Raw genomic sequence first — 17,745 nt, 5'->3', positions numbered from 1 at the left:
GCCTCAGGCGGAGGCTTGGGCGTGATCCAACCAGGAGCCGGCAGGCAGCAGCTCCAGCAAGCTGTCCAGGGCACGCTGCAGGTTCTGCTGGGTGCCGGAGAGGAAGCTCCCGTACAACTCGCCACCCACGCGGCGTGGAAGTGAGACCACCCGGCCGTGCTTGGAGTCGAGAACGCCAGCGGCAGCCGAGGTGTGGGTGGTGGTGCCGCCCGGGTGGCGCTGGGTCGCGATGATCTCCACCCAGCTGGTCGGGTCGCTGACGATCTCGGTATAGATGCGTGCCTGCGTGGGCGAGATGCCGTGCCGAATGAGTTGCGCCGCCGTCGTGCACTCGGCCAATTCGCTGGCAACCCCGGTCAGCGGTTCGACGCTGGCCGGTTCGGCCGTGCCGAGCACGGTGGTCACCATGCCGGCCAGCCCGATCTGCGGCGCCACCAGTTGCAGCACCAGCATGTCCCCGTCGCGTGCCGCGACCACGTGGGTATCGCCCTTGCGGCACACCACGAATCGCACCATCAAGCCGTCGGCTTTTCCATCTCCGTCGCCGCCGCGGTCGCGGCGCCACCACCGGCATTCCAGGGCGCGGTCCGCCCGGCTGACCGTTTCGACCATCTTCGCGACCCCGGGGTGGGGTTGCCCGTTGTGGTCCAGCACGCCCTGTGCGGTGAGGTCGCGCTGAACCTGCTCCCAAACGATGTCCCGCAGGTCCTCCTGCGGAATGTTGGGCCGGATCCCAAGGGCTACCGGGAAATCCACCAGGTGCAGCCGGTCGGCGATGACCAGCATGCCGTCGATCGTGACCTCGACGCCCACCACATCGTCAACCGGGCCCGCGAAGCCCGCGCGACCGGAAGCGAGCGGACCCGACATGATCAGCCGAAGATCTTGTCGATGATGCCGCCGAGCCCCTGATCGGAATTGAGATAGGCGGTGGCGGCCTGGACCAGGTTGGTGGCCAGGCCATTGCTTACGCCCTGCACACCTTTGCCCGTGTTGCTGCGGCTGGTCTCCACATCCCGAAGCGCGTTGTTGAACTTCGATGTGAACGAACCGTGGGTCATTGAGACCTTGCCGCTGATCCCGTTGACCGTGTTGGTCGCGGTTCCGAATTGGCCGGCAATTTCGGTCTGCATGCCTGACAAGACCTTCAGGAACGAAGGCACGACTTCCAGGACTCCGGACATGGGGTAGACCCTCCTCTACGTCTAACTTTTTACTCGCTATGGCTTTGGCTTGCTATGGGTTTGGCCGTTTAATGGCCGACTGTTTGCAATTAGAGGACGGTGCCCTGCTGACCCTGCTGGCCGCCGGCTCCCGCCTCGACGGGTGCACGCTCGCCGTCGGAGCCTGCCGCGGCGCCGTCATCGTCTTTTTGACCACCTTGCTGCACCTGCGACGAGATCATCTGTGCCTGCTGGCCGGCCATATTGCCCATCTGGCCGGGGCCGCCGCCCGCCGCCATCAGCTGTTGCAACTGGCCCATTGTCGACGTGATCTGTCCGACGCCCGGTAGTTGCGCGAAGCTGAGCAGGTTGCTGAAGCTCAGCGCCGGCATGCCGGCGAAGCCGCCCAAAAAGTCGGGGAGAGCGGCCAATTCGGTCCAGGTGGGCAGCTTGCCCAGGTTGCCGACACCGGGGAACAGGTCGCCCAGGCCGGGAAGGCCGGGGAACAGGTTGGGAACGCTGGGCATCCCAGGCAGGGCGGGGAATCCGGGGATGAGGCCGCCGCCGCCACCGAAGTCCGGGAATCCGGGGATGAGGCCGCCGAAGTCGGGCAGCCCCGGAATGGACGGCCACTGGAATTCGGGCAGACCCGGGATCGGCAGGTTGAAGTCCGGAATGCCCGGCGTCGGCGGCCAGGTGAACTCGGGCAGGCCCGGGATGTTGGGGAAGCCGGGGATCGGAATGTTCGGCAGCTTCGGCGGCCAGATGGTGTCGATGATCCCGTCGATGATCCCGGGGATCAGGCCCGCGAGAGCCGGCAGGTTGGTCAGGATGTCGAGCAGGCGCCCGCCCAGACCGATCATGCTGGCCGCGTTCATCGCGGTCATGATCGTCAGGTAGAGCAGCGCGCCGCCGGTGACGGCCATCGCGAGCGCGCAGCAGGGGATGGCGATGGCCACCGACAGGGCGTCCCCGATCAACCAGACCTTCTCGAGCTTCTTGCAGGCCTTGTAGCAACCGTCGACCATGTTCTTCATGGCGCGCAGCACGTCGCGGGTGTCGGACACGTGCTCGGCCTGGTTGGAGATCAGGTTGCCGGTCAGGTCGTCGATGTCACCCATCAACTTGGCGCGGAGTTGCTGGGCGGCGTTCTGGTTCAAATAGGCATCCGCCGCTTGGCCGATCCAGTTGGTGCCCGGAATTGCGAGGCCGATCTTGTCAGCGACGCCTTTGAACAATGAGGAGCCGGCATTGAATATGTCGCCCGGGTCGGGAATTCCTTCACCCAGCAGAAACAGCTGTGCGTAGATGAAGTTGCTGGTGGTCTTGCACATCGCGCTACCCGACATTTGTGTGGTTCCTTACGTTGGCTTGTTGGTGTGCACGGTCATTTCTTTATGCACCTTCGCACCGTACGTTGAGCTTAGCAGCGCTCTGACAGGGCTAGATGCACGAATTTTTGGGTGCGCCTGGCCTTTTCGGACGCACGGCGCAGCTGACTCCATAGCGCGATTGCGGGGCGGCATAAGCCTTCCCCGGACGATCAGACCCGGCGTGTGATTGCGCCCGGGCCCCATATCAATTGATCTGGCTAATGAGTGCTTCGATCGCTTCGGCGGTTGCGGCGGGCAAAACTTCTTCCGCCTCCGCTTTGACGATCATTTCTTCGGTGACGCCGGCCGCCTGTGCAGTTTCCAGCGTGGAGAGATTGGCTCGGCGGCGCGCGGCATATAAACGTTGCGCCAGCGTCGCTCCGGGCGCCGTCGCGCCCAGCGTCATCAATTTGTCGTGGTACCGCCGGACGGAGCTCATCGCCTTGATCAGTTCGGGGGTGATCCGACTGATCCGGGTGGCCTGAACGGCGATCGCCTCGAGCTGGCGAAGATCGGCCAGAATCGGCGCCGCCCGCTCGGTGAACTCCGGATCCTCGGGCGAGGGCAGCGCGGCGATGGCCAGACTGCAGGTGTCCACGGCGGCGGCCACGGCCTGGGCGATCAGCGATGCGGGGCCGTCGGCGGCCGAGGGCGCCTCGGGTACGGCTTCGACGGCGGGTGCCGGAGCCGGCTGATTGACCACGGCGTCACCCTCGCGGATGCGGGCGATCGTTCCGGCAGGCCACTGCAGTACTTCCTCGAGCTTGGCGCGGGTCCGTTCCCGGGGCCAGCTGCGACCCTTTTCGAAGGAGATGAGCGCACCCGCGTTGATGATCCCGTCAGCGGCGAGGCTGCGCTGGCTGATGTCGAGTTCCCGACGGCGCGCGGCGGCGGCGGCGCCGGCCCGGATCACTCCGGGGTCGGCGTCAGCACTCTGGTCGTCCTGACGGGGCTCTTCAGGCAGATTCGTCGGCCTGACGACTTCGAACGTCAACGCCTTGCCTCCAGTGGGATCGCCGAACGGGACGTTTTTCTTGTCGCTGACGGACGGGCTCTCGCGCAGTCCGTCGACGAACATACCGCTCTCGCGGGCGTCGACGGACTCCTCGGCCAAGCGCCACTTTCCGTCATTAGGCACCGCTCGCAGGTCTACCCCGGTGGCCTGCTGCTCATCGACCCGCTGACCGGACCGGTACCACTGACCCGCGCCCATGACGCGGTAGCCGGGTTCGATCGCGCCGGCCGCTACGCCGCTGAGCGCGGCCAGCGCAGCCGGTCCCACGGTCGATTGGGCGTTAGGCATCTGGGTGGAATCCTCGCTGGCGGTTGTCAGGGCGGGCCGCGCGGCGGGCCGTGCGGCACACCTTTCGCTGACCAACATCGTAACCGTTGCACCCTTCTATTGCTATACCTTCGCTACGCTTTCCCGGCGACATGTCGGCGCGGGTTGCGGCCCATCAAACTGGCTTACCGCTACGGTTAACCATAGCGCCAGAGGTCGCAGCTGGGAACATTTTGTTGAAAAGCTGTGAACGCAACCAGCTGATCAGCAGCCTACGCACAGCCTATTGACAGGATATAACCCCTGGTAATCGCAGGTTAAGTAGGTACGCTCGCCTGTTCCGCTGCAAAGCCGTAGCACCACCGTGCAACTGCTGCGGAATGAACTGTTGCACTGCGACGGTTCGTGCGCTAGCCTTCTGAGGCAGAGGGGCAGAACGCGCAACGCTTTATGGAGGAATGCAGAACCATGACCGCAACAACTCTTTTCGAGGTCCCGCAGCTGGGCGTGTGCACCCAAGACCCCGACCGTTGGACGACGACCCCCGACGACGAGGCCAAGACGTTGTGCCGGGCCTGCCCGCGCCGCTGGCTGTGCGCCAAAGAGGCTGTGGAATTGCCTGGCGCCGAAGGACTTTGGGCCGGTGTCGTCATTCCCGACTCTGGACGCCCGCGCGCCTTCGCGCTGGCCCAGCTGCGGTCACTGGCCGAGCGCAACGGTTTCGCCGTGCGGGAGCGGGTGACTGCTCAATCGGCGTGACCGCCGGCTGAAGATCGCATCAACAGCGCGAGAAATCCTTCGATTTCTCGCGCTGTTGCGTCTTGGCGGCCCCTACTAGGTGGTCTAGGTGGTCTCGACCGGATCGAACCGGAACACCGCCAGCCGACCGGCCAGCGCTTCGAACTCGTCGGGACTGCCGTCGCGCACCAGTCCTGACCGTTTGGCGAATGCCACACCGACCGGCACTTTGGCGGGAAACTCGCGCAGCACCGGACGGGCGTCGTCGGCGGTCAGCTCGACGATTCGGACCTGCCGGCGCCGGCGGCCGCGGGCCAGCGTGCCGGTGCCTGCGGCCCGTGCGTTTGCCGCCCAGTCCGCACCTGGATAACCGGCCACCACGTAGAGACCGCCGCGGTAGTCGAAGGGCGTCATCGGAGTGCTGCGCGGTTGCCCCGATCTGCGTCCCGGCACGGTCAACACCATGGCGGGGCCGGTCGGTATGCCGAGCTTCTGGACGGCCTTCATCAGCCGGTTCATCGGCTTGAGGTAGCGCGGCGGGCGCAGGGTGTTCTCAGACATCGCGCGCTCCCCGGGTGAAGGCGTGGCGCTGGTCGGACACCCACTGCGCGAACGTCAGCGGTGGCCGGCCCAGAATCTTCTCCACCTCGTGGGTGACCAGAGCCGGTTTGTCCAGTGTCTGAGCGAGCATCGCGATGTAGGCGTTCGCGAATTCGGGAGCGAATCCCAGATCACGAAATCGCGCCCGAACGACGTCCGGTGGCATTTCGCGATACTGCACAGGGCGTCCCAGTACGGAGCCGATGACTTCCACCAACTCGGCATTGGTGAGGGCTTGCGGCCCGGTCAGGGAGAGTTTCTGCCCGACCAGTTCGTCGGTCAGCAGCGCGTGCGCCGCAACCGCGGAGACGTCGCGATCGTCGATGGGTGCCAGGGAGGCCGTCGCGTAGGGTCCGGCAACCACGTCGCCGGCGCGCAGTTGCGCCGACCACATGCCGGCGAAATTCGACGCGAACACCGACGGGCGCAGGCTTGTCCAGGCCAGGCCGGAACCCTCCGCCAGATGTTCGACTTCTCGGTTGCGGTCGCCGCGGAAGCGCGACGGCTGCAGCGCGTCATCATCGTCGACGTTGATGGCCGACAGGGCAACCAGTTTGGTGATCCCGGCGGACCCGCACTGAGCGACCACATCCGCCAGGCGGTCGCCCAGAGCGCGAGAATTCAGGAAAACCGCGGAGGCGCCAGGCAATGCGTCTGCGACCGAGGTGACCACCTCGACATCGGCGGGCAGCCGCGCGGTGTCCGGCGAGCGGGTGACCGCTCGCACGGGTGCGCCTGCGGCGACGAGTCGGGCGATGAGCGGGCGGCCGACGTTGCCGGTCGCTCCGGTGACGACAATGTTCATGACTACTCCTTTTTGGGTCCTTGGGGGTCCTTTGGGGGTCCTTTGGGGGTGCTTTGGGGGAAAAGCGTTCGTGCTCAACCAAGGACGGGGTGGAAGATGGGAAAGTTACTGTTGCCGGCCGTAACTTTTCGGAGCGCGAAATCGTCGAAGTCACATGAATGCACCCGCTGACCAAGTCGACGAGGCCTGGCGCCTGCACCGCCCGTACCTGATCAATCTCGGTTACCAGATACTCGGTGACGTCGGTGAAGCGGAAGACGTTGTGCAAGAGGCGTTTCTGCGATTGTCGCGCACCGACCGCGGTGAGATCGACGATGTCCGCGGGTGGCTCACCGTCGTCACCAGCCGGCTGTGCCTCGACCAGATCCGTTCGGCGCGAGCCCGGTACGAACGACCGCACCGCGACGATCAGCGACCGCTGCCCGCCGACGTGGGTGTTGTCGATCCGGCCGACCGGGTCACCCTCGACGACGAGATCCGCACCGCGCTGCTGGAGGTCCTGCGCAGGCTCAGCCCCGGCGAGCGGGTCGCGTTCGTGTTGCATGACGTTTTCGGCGTCCCCTTCGACACGATCGCCGAGACCGTCGGCCGCCCGGCCGGCACCTGCCGGCAACTGGCCCGGCGGGCGCGCGCCAAGTTCACCGAGGCACGGGTGCGCCCCCACCCGAGCACAGAGGTCAGCCCGACCGAACACCAAGTCGTGACCGAGAAATTCATCACCGCGTGCTCCAACGGCGATATCGCGGGCTTGACCGCCGTACTGGATCCGACGGTGTGGGGGGTCGGTACGGTGCTTGCCGACCCGATGCCGCCGCCACAGGTCAACCACGGTCCCGTCGCCGTCGCCACCAACCTGCTGCGTTACCTGGGTCCGGGAGCGACGCTGGTCGGCGGTCCGGCCGGCCGGCCGGTGTTACTCGCCTTCACCGATCGCCGATTGTTCGCCGTGGTGGTGTTGACGGTCCGCGGCAACCTGATCACCAAGATCGAGGCGACGGCGGACCCGTCGGCGCGACGGGGCTGACCCCGTCACGCGGGGGTGCGGTTGCGCGGTCCTTCGGCCCGGGACGCGAAGTATCCGGTGATGGTGGCTGCGACCTGCAGAAACTTCAGCCGCGTCGCGGGGGCCATCTCCTGGGTGACGTCGATGACGCCGCCGGGTCGCAAGTGGGGATCGAAAGGCACCTCGACCACCGGCTGGCCGTGGTCGATGAACTCGCGAGCCAGCAGCGAGCGGGTGCGTTTGTCGGCGTGGCCGTCGGAGTCGTTGAGTACGACGACGCTGCGTTGCAGCAGACCACCGAGGTCGTGATCGGACAACCATTCGACAGTCTTGGCGGCGGCCGCGGCGCCGTCCGCCCACGGCGAGGACACCACGATCAACGCGTCCAGATCCCGCAGCACCTCACGGGTGACGGCGGCGTCCATTGTCGATCCGCAATCGATGACCGAGATCGCGAAATGCCGGTCCAGGCGCAGCGCTGCTTCCCGGTAGATCGCCGGATCGAGTACCCGGCGCGGACCGGTGACCGGCTCGCCGCCCAGCACATAGAGCCCGGTGGAATTGCGCCCGACCCGGGAGGTCACGTCGGCGAAGGACTGCAGGTTCTTGTCGGCGGTCAATTCCCAGAACGAGCCGGTTGTCCTGGGGTCGATCCTGCTGCTGAGCCGGCCGAAGGCGGTGTCGGCGTCGATGGCGACGATGCGGTCCTGCTGGCGCAGTTCGGCCAGTATCGAACCGACGCTGGCGGCGACCGACGTCTTGCCGACGCCGCCCTTGCCGAGGACGCCCACTTTGTGGTTGCCGTGCAGGGCCGTTCGGATGGTCGCCTCGAATTGCGCGGCTTCGCGCTGTGCCGGCGATAGGCCGGGCTTGACCAGGCCGAATGTCGCCGTGCGGACCATGCGTCGCCAACCTCGTTCGACGGGCCTGTCGGGGGGGCGTGCGGTTGGGCCGGCACCCGCATCCGGCCATGGGCCCCGGGGCGGCGGGGCGGGTTGCGGGGGCAGGGGCGGTTGCCGCGGCGAGTCGCGATGCGGGGGTGGTGGCGGAGCGGGCCGCGGCGGCTGCGGGGGCGGCGCGGCCGGGTGAGGTGGTGCGGCTGCCGGAGGCGGCGGCGCTGTGACAGGTGGCGGCGCTTTCACGGGCGGCGGCGGGGCCGGCGGCGGGGCGTTGACCGGTGCCGGCGGGGCTTTGACCGGCGGCGGGGCTTTGACCGGCGGCGGGACCGGCGGCGGGACCGGGGTCGGAGCCGGCGGCGCGGCTTTGACTGGCGCCGGCGGGACTTTGGCCGGCGCGGGTGGCGGCGCAGACTGCGACGGTTGCGGCGCCCGTTCGGCGGGCGGGGAGGGCGGTCGGGGAGGGGAGACCGGCTGCTCGGGCAGCATTCGGTTCCGCAGAAATTCTTGGGGCGCGTTCATGGGCTCCTCGGGTGCACAGGCCTGTCGGCCAACGCGGGATGCTGTCGTCCAGTATCGGTCACCGACTGGTCCGCGCCAGTCGCGCTCACACCGCGCAAACTCGGTCCAGCCGCGGCTGCCGGGGCGCCAGGGCGCCGCCCGCCGGCTCGGAGGCGTGCTCGCTCGACATTGCTGCCACGCCTTATCGTGCGCCATGTTGCCGGTGAGACTGGGCAGCGCGATTCACCGGGCCGCTTCAGAACATCACCGTGGGCGCCCGCAGCAAACTTCTACGCGAGTGCGACGGGCTCCGGTGTCGTAGTGCGATTCTCACCACAGTCCGCGGCCGTCCGCCATGGTCGCAGGTCAGGCCACGATGCTGTCGATCGCTGGTAACAGCGAATTTACGGAGCCGCCAGCTGAAAGGTTAGTATTGGTAAGTTGGCATGTCAGGCGGGTTTTGTCATATCGTTTTACGACTTGTCGAAATAGGTACGGGGCTACCGTTCAACGCTGCACGGACGAAACCCTGACCGGATTATCTCCGCTTGGCGGACAGCCTGTCGATGAGACCGAGGGGGTTCAGCCCGCAACCTCCGGGTGCGGTCCCTTCGATCCGGAAAGTCGATTCGCAAAGCGGCCGTGCAGAAAGTCTGCTGAAGGGTTAGGTGGGAATGACGCCCAAGCGCGTCGGGCTGTATAACCCCGCATACGAACACGATTCATGCGGTGTGGCCATGGTCGTCGACATGCACGGCCGGCGTAGCCGCGACATCGTCGACAAGGCTATTACCGCGTTGCTCAACCTGGAGCACCGCGGTGCTGCCGGTGCCGAGCCGCGCAGTGGTGACGGCGCCGGCATCCTGATTCAGGTCCCGGATGCTTTCCTGCGCGAGGTCGTGGATTTCGAGCTGCCCGAGGCGGGTAGTTACGCCACCGGCATCGCGTTCCTGCCGCAGTCGTCCAAGGACGCCGCCGCTGCCTGCTCCGCGGTGGAGAAGATCGCCGAATCCGAGGGCCTGCAGGTCCTCGGCTGGCGCAACGTGCCCACCGATGACTCCTCGCTGGGCGCGCTGTCGCGTGACGCGATGCCAACCTTCCGCCAGGTGTTCATGGCCGGTGCCTCGGGCATGGCGCTGGAGCGCCGCGCGTACATCGTCCGCAAGCGTGCCGAGCACGAACTCGGCACCAAAGGACCGGGCCAGGACGGGCCGGGTCGCGAGACCGTGTATTTCCCGAGCCTGTCCGGCCAGACGTTCGTCTACAAGGGCATGCTGACCACGCCGCAGCTCAAGGCCTTCTATCTCGATCTGCAGGACAACCGGGTGACCAGCGCGCTGGGCATCGTGCACTCCCGTTTCTCCACGAACACCTTCCCGTCCTGGCCGTTGGCACACCCGTTCCGCCGCGTCGCGCACAACGGGGAGATCAACACCGTCACCGGCAACGAGAACTGGATGCGCGCCCGCGAGGCGCTGATCAAGACCGACGTCTTCGGGTCGCAGGACGACGTCCAGAAGCTGTTCCCGATCTGTACCCCGGGGGCATCGGACACGGCGCGCTTCGACGAGGTGGTCGAGTTGCTGCACCTGGGCGGCCGCAGCCTGGCCCACGCGGTGCTGATGATGATCCCCGAGGCGTGGGAACGCCACGAGTCGATGGACCCGGCGCGGCGGGCGTTCTACGAGTACCACGCCTCCTTGATGGAGCCGTGGGACGGACCGGCATCGATCACCTTCACCGACGGCACCATCGTGGGCGCCGTGCTGGACCGCAACGGCCTGCGGCCCTCCCGGATCTGGGTCACCGAAGACGGATTGGTCGTGATGGCGTCGGAGGCCGGCGTGCTGGACCTCGACCCGTCCACCGTGGTGCAGCGGATGCGGCTGCAGCCGGGCCGGATGTTCCTGGTGGACACCACGCAGGGCCGCATCGTCGCCGACGAGGAGATCAAGGCTGAATTGGCGGCCGAGCACCCTTACCAGGAGTGGCTCGACAACGGCCTGGTGCCGCTGGACAAGCTGCCGGCCAACAAGTACGTACGCATGCCGCACCACCGGCTGGTCGTGCGGCAACAGACGTTCGGCTACACCTACGAGGAGCTCAACATCCTGGTGGCGCCGATGGCCCGCACCGGCGCGGAGCCGCTCGGGTCGATGGGCACCGACACCCCGATCGCGGTGCTGTCGAAGCGGCCTCGGATGCTCTTCGACTACTTCCACCAACTGTTCGCCCAGGTGACCAACCCGCCGCTGGACGCCATCCGCGAAGAGGTGGTGACCAGCCTGCAAGGCACCACCGGCGGCGAGCGGGACCTGCTCAACCCGGACGAGAACTCCTGTCACCAGATCTCGCTGCCTCAGCCGATTCTGCGCAACTACGAGCTGGCCAAGCTGATCAACCTCAACCCCGAGGACGAGGTCGACGGCCGGCCACACGGCATGCGATCCAAGGTGATCCACTGCCTGTACCCGGTAGCCGAGGGCGGCGCCGGGCTGGCTGCGGCGCTTGATGACGTGCGCGCGCAGGCGTCGGCGGCGATCGCCGACGGTGCGCGGCTGATCATCCTGTCCGACCGCAACTCCGACCACACCATGGCGCCCATCCCGTCCTTGCTGGCGGTCGCGGGCGTGCACCACCACCTGGTGCGGGACCGCACGCGCACCCACGTGGGCCTCGTCGTCGAATCGGGCGACGCGCGCGAGGTGCACCATATGGCCCTGCTTATCGGGTGCGGCGCCGCGGCGATCAACCCCTACCTGGTGTTCGAGTCGATCGAGGACATGCTCGACCGCAGTGTCATCGACGGCATCGAGCGCAGCCATGCGCTCAACAACTACGTCAAGGCCGCGGGCAAGGGCGTGTTGAAGGTGATGTCCAAGATGGGCATCTCGACGCTGGCCTCCTACACCGGCGCGCAGCTCTTCCAGGCCGTAGGTGTCTCCGAGGACGTGCTCGACGAGTACTTCACCGGATTGGCTTGTCCCACCGGTGGTATCACCCTGGACGACATCGCCGCCGACGTCGCGTCCCGGCACTCGCTGGCTTACCTGGACCGACCCGACGAGCGGGCGCACCGCGAGCTCGAGGTGGGCGGGGAGTACCAGTGGCGCCGCGAGGGCGAATACCACCTGTTCAACCCACAGACGGTCTTCAAGCTGCAGCACTCCACCCGCACCGGCCAGTACAAGATCTTCAAGGAGTACACCCGGCTGGTCGATGACCAGAGTGAGCGGATGGCGTCGTTGCGCGGACTGCTGAAGTTCCGTGCCGACCTGCGTCCACCGGTGCCGATCGAGGAGGTCGAGCCGGCCAGCGAGATCGTGAAGCGCTTCTCCACCGGGGCGATGAGCTACGGCTCCATCTCCGCGGAAGCGCACGAGACGCTGGCCGTCGCGATGAACCGGTTGGGTGCTCGATCCAACAGTGGCGAGGGCGGTGAGGACGTCAAGCGTTTCGACGCCGACCCCAATGGGGACTGGCGCCGCAGCGCGATCAAGCAGGTGGCCTCGGGCCGGTTCGGTGTCACGTCGCATTACCTGACCAACTGCACCGACATCCAGATCAAGATGGCCCAGGGCGCCAAACCCGGTGAGGGCGGCCAGCTTCCGGGGCACAAGGTGTATCCGTGGGTGGCTTCGGTACGGCACTCCACGCCCGGCGTCGGACTGATTTCGCCGCCACCGCACCACGACATCTACTCGATCGAGGATCTCGCACAGCTGATCCACGACCTGAAGAACGCCAACCCGTCCGCACGGGTGCACGTGAAGTTGGTGTCCGAGAACGGGGTGGGGACGGTTGCGGCCGGCGTTTCGAAGGCGCACGCCGACGTGGTGCTGATCTCCGGCCACGACGGCGGCACCGGCGCGACGCCGCTGACGTCGATGAAGCACGCGGGTGCGCCGTGGGAGCTCGGGCTCGCCGAAACGCAGCAGACCCTGTTGCTCAACGGATTACGCGACCGGATCGTGGTGCAGGTGGACGGCCAACTCAAGACCGGCCGGGACGTGATGATCGCGACCCTGCTGGGCGCCGAGGAATTCGGTTTCGCCACCGCACCTCTGGTGGTGGCCGGTTGCATCATGATGCGGGTCTGCCACCTGGACACCTGCCCCGTCGGGGTGGCCACCCAGAACCCGTTGCTGCGCGAACGGTTCACCGGCAAGCCGGAATTCGTCGAGAACTTCTTCATGTTTATCGCCGAAGAAATGCGGGAGTACATGGCGCAGTTGGGCTTCCGGACCGTCAACGAAGCGGTCGGCCAGGCCGGGGCACTGGACACCACGCTGGCCCGTGCGCACTGGAAGGCGCACCGCCTGGACCTGACGCCGGTGCTGCACGAACCCGAGTCGGCGTTCATGAACCAGGACCTGTACTGCAGTTCACGGCAGGACCACGGGCTGGATAAGGCGCTCGACCAGCAGCTGATCGTGATGAGCCGGGAGGCGCTGGACTCGCAGAAGCCGGTCCGGTTCTCCACCACGATCAGCAACGTCAACCGCACCGTCGGCACCATGCTCGGCCACGAGGTGACCAAAGCCTATGGCGGACAAGGGTTGCCGGACGGAACCATCGACATCACCTTCGAGGGGTCGGCCGGCAACAGCTTCGGAGCCTTCGTGCCCAAGGGAATCACCCTGCGTATCTACGGCGACGCCAACGACTACGTGGGCAAGGGCCTGTCCGGTGGCCGGATCGTGGTGCGGCCCTCCGACAATGCGCCGGAAGGCTATGTCGCCGAGGACAACATCATCGGCGGCAACGTGATTCTGTTCGGCGCGACCAGCGGCGAGGTATACCTGCGCGGTGTGGTCGGCGAGCGGTTCGCGGTGCGCAACTCCGGGGCGCACGCTGTGGTCGAGGGTGTAGGCGACCACGGTTGCGAGTACATGACCGGTGGCCGGGTGGTCATCCTGGGCAGCACCGGCCGCAACTTCGCTGCCGGCATGTCCGGTGGTGTGGCCTACGTCTACGACCCGGACGAGAAACTGCCGGAAAATCTCAACATCGAGATGGTCGACTCCGAGGCGCTGGACTCCGACGACGCGGAGTTCCTGCACGGCATCATCACGGCGCATGTCGATGCGACCGATTCAGCTGTCGGCCAACGCATCCTGGCCGATTGGCGTAACCAGCAGCGGCACTTCGTGAAGGTGATGCCGCGCGACTACAAGAAGGTGCTGCAGGCGATCGCTGACGCCGAACGCGACGGCACCGACGTGGACAAGGCGATTATGGCGGCGGCTCATGGCTGATCCAACTGGCTTTCTCAAGTACACCCACCGCGAGCTGCCCCAGCGGCGGCCCGTTCCGTTGCGGCTCAAGGACTGGAAAGAGGTCTACGAGGAGTTCGAGGTGGAGACCCTGCGCGAGCAGGCGACCCGCTGCATGGACTGCGGAATCCCGTTCTGCCACAACGGTTGCCCGCTGGGCAACCTGATTCCGGAATGGAACGACCTGGTGCGCCGGGGCCGCTTCCGCGACGCGATCGAGCGCCTGCACGCGACGAACAACTTCCCCGACTTCACCGGCCGGTTGTGTCCGGCTCCGTGTGAGCCGGCGTGTGTGCTGGGCATCAACCAGGATCCGGTGACGATCAAGCAGATCGAGCTGGAGATCATCGACAAGGCCTTCGACGAAGGCTGGGTGGAGCCGGTCCTGCCGCACTGCGACACCGGAAAGACGGTTGCCGTGGTCGGCTCGGGCCCCGCCGGATTGGCTGCGGCGCAACAGCTCACGCGTGCCGGTCACAAGGTCACCGTCTTCGAGCGCGAGGACCGGATCGGCGGACTGCTGCGGTACGGCATCCCCGAGTTCAAGATGGAAAAGCGCGTGCTGGATCGCCGGCTGGCGCAGATGACCGCCGAAGGCACCCAGTTCCGGGCCGGCGTCAACGTCGGCGAGGACATCACGGCCGAGCAGTTGCTGGCCGACTTCGACGCGGTCGTGCTGGCCGGTGGAGCCACCGCGTGGCGGGACCTGCCGATTCCGGGCCGCGACCTCGATGGCATCCACCAGGCGATGGAGTACCTGCCGTGGGGCAACCGCGTCCAGGAAGGCGATGACGTCCTGGGACCGGACGGGGAACCGCCGATCACCGCTAAGGGCAAGAAGGTGGTGATCATCGGCGGCGGTGACACCGGTGCGGACTGCCTGGGCACCGCGCACCGCCAGGGCGCGGCGCGCATCCATCAGTTCGAGATCATGCCGCGGCCGCCGGAGACCCGGGCCGCGTCCACGCCGTGGCCGACCTATCCGCTGATGTACCGCATCGCGTCCGCGCACGAGGAAGGCGGCGAGCGGGTTTTCTCGGTGAACACCGAGGAGTTCATCGGCGACGACGGGCGCGTCACCGCGCTCAAGGTGCACGAAGTGACGATGCAGGACGGGAAGTTCGTCAAGGTCGAAGGAACCGACTTCAATCTGGAAGCCGATCTGGTGTTGCTGGCGATGGGGTTCGTCGGTCCGGAGAAGCCGGGCCTGCTCACCGAGCTGGGCGTGAAGTTCACCGAGCGCGGCAACGTCGCGCGCGGCGACGACTACGAGACCTCGGTGCCCGGCGTGTTCGTAGCCGGAGACATGGGTCGTGGCCAGTCATTGATCGTGTGGGCGATTGCTGAAGGCCGTTCCGCAGCCGCGGCGGTGGACCGCCACCTGATGGGAGCCAGCGCTCTGCCGGCTCCGATCAAACCGACCGCCGCTCCTCTGACATAACCACACCAGTCACACCTGAAACATTTGATAAATGTTCGGCGCGCCGCCGAACGTTTGCCAGAGCACGGGTGTCTAATAATTTCCTGTGGGCTCCATCACATAGAGGCACGCTCGGGCCGCCCAGGAGCCACGGTTGCGTTAGATCGATCGCAGGAGTTACCACCGTGCACATGACACCCGTTCCCCGCACAAGAATGGCGCGAATCGCCTGGTCACTGGTTCGCCACCCGGTCAAGAGCCGTGAGTTCCCAGCGAAGCACGAGCGCCTGGTCACGGCTGAAGAATTGCTGCGCTTCGCGATCTAAGCCACCCAACCAGCCGGCGCCGTCGCACCGGCTAACCCTCGGGGGGTTTGCTCGCGTTAGCTGAGCAAACCCGAATCCCGAATCGCCTCGGCCAGCGGCTCCAACACGGCGGGATCATGCGGCGGGGCGAGGTAGACGATGCCGAGGTCGAGACCCTCGGCTCCCAGCGCCGCCGCGGTCTCCATCACTTGCCCGTAGTTGCGATCGGGCCCCAGCCCCAGATGCGCCGACAAAGTGATTTCCTTCGGGTCGCGCCCGATGTCCCGGCAACGGGCGGCCAGCACGTCGCGCTTGCGCGCGAATTCCTCCGGCGTGCCCCCGGCGAAATTCCAGTGCTGCGCATACCGCGCGGTGATCGGCAAGGTCCGCTTTTCCCCGCTGCCGCCGATGGCGATCGGCGGGTGCGGCCGCTGCGGACCCTTCGGCTCGTTGCGGGCGTCCTTGAGTTGGTAGTAGCTGCCGTCGAAGGTGGTGGTTTCCTCGCTGAGCAAGCCGATCAGCACCTGACAGGCCTCTTCGAAGCGGTCGAAGCGTTCCTTGATGCTGCCGAGTTCGATGCCGTAAGCGCCGGACTCTTCTTCGTTCCAGCCGGCGCCGATACCGAGTTCGAGTCGGCCGCCCGAGATGATGTCGAGCGTGGCCGCCATATTGGCCAGCACCGCCGGATGGCGGTAGTGGATACCGGTGACCAGGGTGCCGAGCCGCAGCCGCTTGGTGGCTTGCGCCAGCGCGGTGAGCGTCGTCCAACCCTCCAGGCAGGGTCCGGTCGAGTCGGAGAAGATCGGGTAGAAGTGGTCGAAGGTCCAGCCGGATTCGAAGACGTCGATGTCGTCGGCGGCCTGCCAGACGGCCAACATATCGGGCCAGGTGGTGTTCTGCGGTGAGGTCTTGAATGCAAAGCGCATGATCTCGACACTAGACTCGGTCAAACGATGGTTCTCGGACTCGATACCAAACTCACCCTGCTGGCGACCGGCCTGATCTTTCTTCTGGCACTGGCGCTTGGGGTCTGGAAGTACCGGCAGATCATGGTCACCGAGGATCACCGCGCGCACGTCTACGTCGATATCGCCCATCGGGCGGCGCTGTTGTATGCATTCGCCACGTTGCTGTTCGCGGCGTTCGTCGAACTGAGTGTGTGGCCGGCGTGGGTGAATCTCACCGCGACCGGTGTGGCGGTGTTTTTCTTCGTCGGCGCGATCGTCGGCTACATCGTGCACGGCGCGCGCCGCGACACCGAGAACCAGTTCGACCCGCCGGTGCGGGGCACCGGGTTCTTCATGGCCCTGCTCATCATCGGCGAGATGGGCGGCTTCGGCGTCGTCTTCGCCGGGTTCATCGCCGGGCAGCTGCTCTGATGGATCCGGTGTTCGCCCTGCGCCAGATCGCGTACTACAAAGACCGCAGCCGCCAGGAGTCCCGGCGGGTGATGGCATATCGCAACGCCGCCGACATTCTCGAGCGGCTCGACGAGACCGCGCTGGAACGGCACGGCCAGGCCAACAGCTGGCAGTCGATACCCGGCATCGGACCCAAGACCGCCCTGGTCATCGCCCAGGCCTGGGCCGGCCAGGAACCCGATCAGCTGGTCGAATTGCGGGCCAACGCAGAGGATCTCGGTGGCGCCGAGGTCCGCGCGGCTCTGCGCGGCGATCTGCACCTGCATTCGAACTGGTCCGACGGGTCGGCACCGATCGAGGAGATGATGGCCACCGCGGCCGCGCTCGGGCACGAATACTGCGCGCTGACCGATCACTCGCCGCGGCTGACGATCGCCAACGGCCTGTCGCCGGATCGGCTGCGAAAGCAGCTCGACGTGATCGACGAGCTGCGGGAGAAGTTCGCGCCCCTGCGCATCCTCACCGGCATCGAGGTCGACATCCTCGAGGACGGCACCCTCGACCAGGAGCCCGAACTGCTGGATCGCCTCGACATCGTGGTGGCCAGCGTGCATTCGAAGCTGGCCATGGAACCCGCCGCGATGACCCGGCGGATGGTGCGCGCGGTGTCCGAGGGCCATGCCGACGTACTCGGGCACTGCACCGGCCGCCTGGTTTCGGGCAATCGTGGCATCCGCCCGGAATCGAAGTTCGACGCCGAGAAGGTTTTCACCGCCTGCCGCGACCACGGCACCGCGGTCGAGATCAACTCCCGGCCCGAGCGCCGGGACCCGCCGACCCGGTTGCTCAATCTGGCGCGCGACATCGGCTGCGTGTTCAGCATCGACACCGATGCCCACGCGCCGGGGCAGCTGGATTTCCTCGGCTATGGCGCTCAGCGCGCTTTGGATGCGGAGGTTCCCGTCGACCGCATCATCAACAGCTGGTCCGTCGAAGAGTTGCTGGACTGGGCGGCCCGGTAG

At 66.6% G+C, this 17,745-nt stretch carries 15 protein-coding genes; 7 read left to right on the top strand and 8 right to left on the bottom strand.

The window, feature by feature from the left end:
- Positions 1 to 3 precede the first annotated feature (3 nt).
- The 4 genes from C0J29_RS29950 to C0J29_RS29935 form a co-directional block, all read right to left on the bottom strand.
- Positions 4 to 870, bottom strand: a complete 867-nt coding sequence (locus C0J29_RS29950; RefSeq protein WP_120794419.1) for an ESX secretion-associated protein EspG — start codon at positions 868 to 870, stop codon at positions 4 to 6.
- Positions 871 to 872: 2 nt separating this feature from the next.
- Entirely contained in the window at positions 873 to 1,184 is a 312-nt protein-coding gene (locus C0J29_RS29945; protein ID WP_065050181.1) for an ESX-1 secretion-associated protein, read from the bottom strand.
- An 89-nt stretch (positions 1,185 to 1,273) separates the two neighbouring features.
- On the bottom strand, positions 1,274 to 2,512 hold the full coding sequence (locus C0J29_RS29940; RefSeq protein WP_120794418.1) for an EspA/EspE family type VII secretion system effector: 1,239 nt from the start codon (positions 2,510 to 2,512) through the stop codon (positions 1,274 to 1,276).
- Positions 2,513 to 2,741: 229 nt separating this feature from the next.
- Positions 2,742 to 3,839 (bottom strand): helix-turn-helix domain-containing protein, encoded by a 1,098-nt coding sequence (locus tag C0J29_RS29935; RefSeq protein WP_065050196.1) that lies wholly within the window; start codon positions 3,837 to 3,839, stop codon positions 2,742 to 2,744.
- A gap of 447 nt (positions 3,840 to 4,286) precedes the next feature.
- On the opposite strand from C0J29_RS29935, the gene C0J29_RS29930 reads away from it, so the two are divergent.
- A complete protein-coding gene (locus C0J29_RS29930) occupies positions 4,287 to 4,577 on the top strand; it encodes a WhiB family transcriptional regulator (protein WP_065050167.1) in 291 nt (96 codons plus the stop codon).
- Between the two features lie 84 nt (positions 4,578 to 4,661).
- Here the strand turns inward: C0J29_RS29930 and C0J29_RS29925 are convergent, their stop codons facing one another.
- Positions 4,662 to 5,117, bottom strand: a complete 456-nt coding sequence (locus C0J29_RS29925; RefSeq protein WP_120794417.1) for a nitroreductase family deazaflavin-dependent oxidoreductase — start codon at positions 5,115 to 5,117, stop codon at positions 4,662 to 4,664.
- Positions 5,110 to 5,961 (bottom strand): NAD(P)H-binding protein, encoded by an 852-nt coding sequence (locus tag C0J29_RS29920; protein WP_120794416.1) that lies wholly within the window; start codon positions 5,959 to 5,961, stop codon positions 5,110 to 5,112. Before C0J29_RS29920 ends, C0J29_RS29925 begins: the two co-directional genes overlap by 8 nt.
- 154 nt (positions 5,962 to 6,115) lie before the next feature.
- On the opposite strand from C0J29_RS29920, the gene sigI reads away from it, so the two are divergent.
- The gene (gene sigI, locus C0J29_RS29915) at positions 6,116 to 6,985 is read left to right on the top strand and encodes an RNA polymerase sigma factor SigI (protein WP_120794415.1); all 870 of its coding nucleotides are present in this window, start codon (positions 6,116 to 6,118) and stop codon (positions 6,983 to 6,985) included.
- 5 nt (positions 6,986 to 6,990) lie between these two features.
- Here the strand turns inward: sigI and C0J29_RS29910 are convergent, their stop codons facing one another.
- Positions 6,991 to 7,971, bottom strand: a complete 981-nt coding sequence (locus tag C0J29_RS29910; protein ID WP_242460686.1) for a MinD/ParA family ATP-binding protein — start codon at positions 7,969 to 7,971, stop codon at positions 6,991 to 6,993.
- Between C0J29_RS29910 and C0J29_RS33050 the strand changes: the two genes are divergently transcribed.
- The 3 genes from C0J29_RS33050 to C0J29_RS29900 all read left to right on the top strand — a co-directional run bounded on the left by C0J29_RS33050 (position 7,935) and on the right by C0J29_RS29900 (position 15,078).
- Positions 7,935 to 8,087 (top strand): hypothetical protein, encoded by a 153-nt coding sequence (locus C0J29_RS33050; protein WP_163761784.1) that lies wholly within the window; start codon positions 7,935 to 7,937, stop codon positions 8,085 to 8,087. The genes C0J29_RS29910 and C0J29_RS33050 overlap by 37 nt on opposite strands.
- A 948-nt stretch (positions 8,088 to 9,035) precedes the next feature.
- Positions 9,036 to 13,619: a glutamate synthase large subunit gene (gene gltB, locus C0J29_RS29905; RefSeq protein ID WP_120794414.1), complete on the top strand. Its 4,584-nt coding sequence runs from the start codon at positions 9,036 to 9,038 to the stop codon at positions 13,617 to 13,619.
- Positions 13,612 to 15,078 carry a glutamate synthase subunit beta gene (locus tag C0J29_RS29900; RefSeq protein WP_120794413.1) on the top strand — a complete coding sequence of 489 codons (1,467 nt, stop codon included), beginning with the start codon at positions 13,612 to 13,614 and terminating at the stop codon, positions 15,076 to 15,078. The genes gltB and C0J29_RS29900 overlap by 8 nt, the downstream gene beginning before the upstream one ends.
- A gap of 361 nt (positions 15,079 to 15,439) precedes the next feature.
- Here the strand turns inward: C0J29_RS29900 and C0J29_RS29895 are convergent, their stop codons facing one another.
- Entirely contained in the window at positions 15,440 to 16,288 is an 849-nt protein-coding gene (locus C0J29_RS29895; RefSeq protein WP_120795048.1) for an LLM class F420-dependent oxidoreductase, read from the bottom strand.
- Positions 16,289 to 16,315: 27 nt separating this feature from the next.
- On the opposite strand from C0J29_RS29895, the gene C0J29_RS29890 reads away from it, so the two are divergent.
- Together C0J29_RS29890 and C0J29_RS29885 are read left to right on the top strand one after the other, a co-directional pair.
- Positions 16,316 to 16,741 (top strand): hypothetical protein, encoded by a 426-nt coding sequence (locus C0J29_RS29890; RefSeq protein WP_065044417.1) that lies wholly within the window; start codon positions 16,316 to 16,318, stop codon positions 16,739 to 16,741.
- Positions 16,741 to 17,745 (top strand): PHP domain-containing protein, encoded by a 1,005-nt coding sequence (locus C0J29_RS29885; protein ID WP_065161873.1) that lies wholly within the window; start codon positions 16,741 to 16,743, stop codon positions 17,743 to 17,745. Before C0J29_RS29890 ends, C0J29_RS29885 begins: the two co-directional genes overlap by 1 nt.

Origin of the sequence: Mycobacterium paragordonae, assembly GCF_003614435.1 — a bacterium.
GTDB classification, from domain to species: Bacteria; Actinomycetota; Actinomycetes; order Mycobacteriales; family Mycobacteriaceae; genus Mycobacterium; species Mycobacterium paragordonae.
This window is presented reverse-complemented; position numbering and strand designations above follow the sequence as displayed.

What these genes read in the sequence shown, in the direction of transcription:
- C0J29_RS29950 (WP_120794419.1), bottom strand. Translation starts at nt 870, where the DNA reads ATGTCGGGTCCGCTCGCTTCCGGTCGCGCGGGCTTCGCGGGCCCGGTT.
- C0J29_RS29945 (WP_065050181.1), bottom strand. Translation starts at nt 1,184, where the DNA reads ATGTCCGGAGTCCTGGAAGTCGTGCCTTCGTTCCTGAAGGTCTTGTCA.
- C0J29_RS29940 (WP_120794418.1), bottom strand. Translation starts at nt 2,512, where the DNA reads ATGTCGGGTAGCGCGATGTGCAAGACCACCAGCAACTTCATCTACGCA.
- C0J29_RS29935 (WP_065050196.1), bottom strand. Translation starts at nt 3,839, where the DNA reads ATGCCTAACGCCCAATCGACCGTGGGACCGGCTGCGCTGGCCGCGCTC.
- C0J29_RS29930 (WP_065050167.1), top strand. Translation starts at nt 4,287, where the DNA reads ATGACCGCAACAACTCTTTTCGAGGTCCCGCAGCTGGGCGTGTGCACC.
- C0J29_RS29925 (WP_120794417.1), bottom strand. Translation starts at nt 5,117, where the DNA reads ATGTCTGAGAACACCCTGCGCCCGCCGCGCTACCTCAAGCCGATGAAC.
- C0J29_RS29920 (WP_120794416.1), bottom strand. Translation starts at nt 5,961, where the DNA reads ATGAACATTGTCGTCACCGGAGCGACCGGCAACGTCGGCCGCCCGCTC.
- sigI (WP_120794415.1), top strand. Translation starts at nt 6,116, where the DNA reads ATGAATGCACCCGCTGACCAAGTCGACGAGGCCTGGCGCCTGCACCGC.
- C0J29_RS33050 (WP_163761784.1), top strand. Translation starts at nt 7,935, where the DNA reads ATGGGCCCCGGGGCGGCGGGGCGGGTTGCGGGGGCAGGGGCGGTTGCC.
- gltB (WP_120794414.1), top strand. Translation starts at nt 9,036, where the DNA reads ATGACGCCCAAGCGCGTCGGGCTGTATAACCCCGCATACGAACACGAT.
- C0J29_RS29900 (WP_120794413.1), top strand. Translation starts at nt 13,612, where the DNA reads ATGGCTGATCCAACTGGCTTTCTCAAGTACACCCACCGCGAGCTGCCC.
- C0J29_RS29895 (WP_120795048.1), bottom strand. Translation starts at nt 16,288, where the DNA reads ATGCGCTTTGCATTCAAGACCTCACCGCAGAACACCACCTGGCCCGAT.
- C0J29_RS29890 (WP_065044417.1), top strand. Translation starts at nt 16,316, where the DNA reads ATGGTTCTCGGACTCGATACCAAACTCACCCTGCTGGCGACCGGCCTG.
- C0J29_RS29885 (WP_065161873.1), top strand. Translation starts at nt 16,741, where the DNA reads ATGGATCCGGTGTTCGCCCTGCGCCAGATCGCGTACTACAAAGACCGC.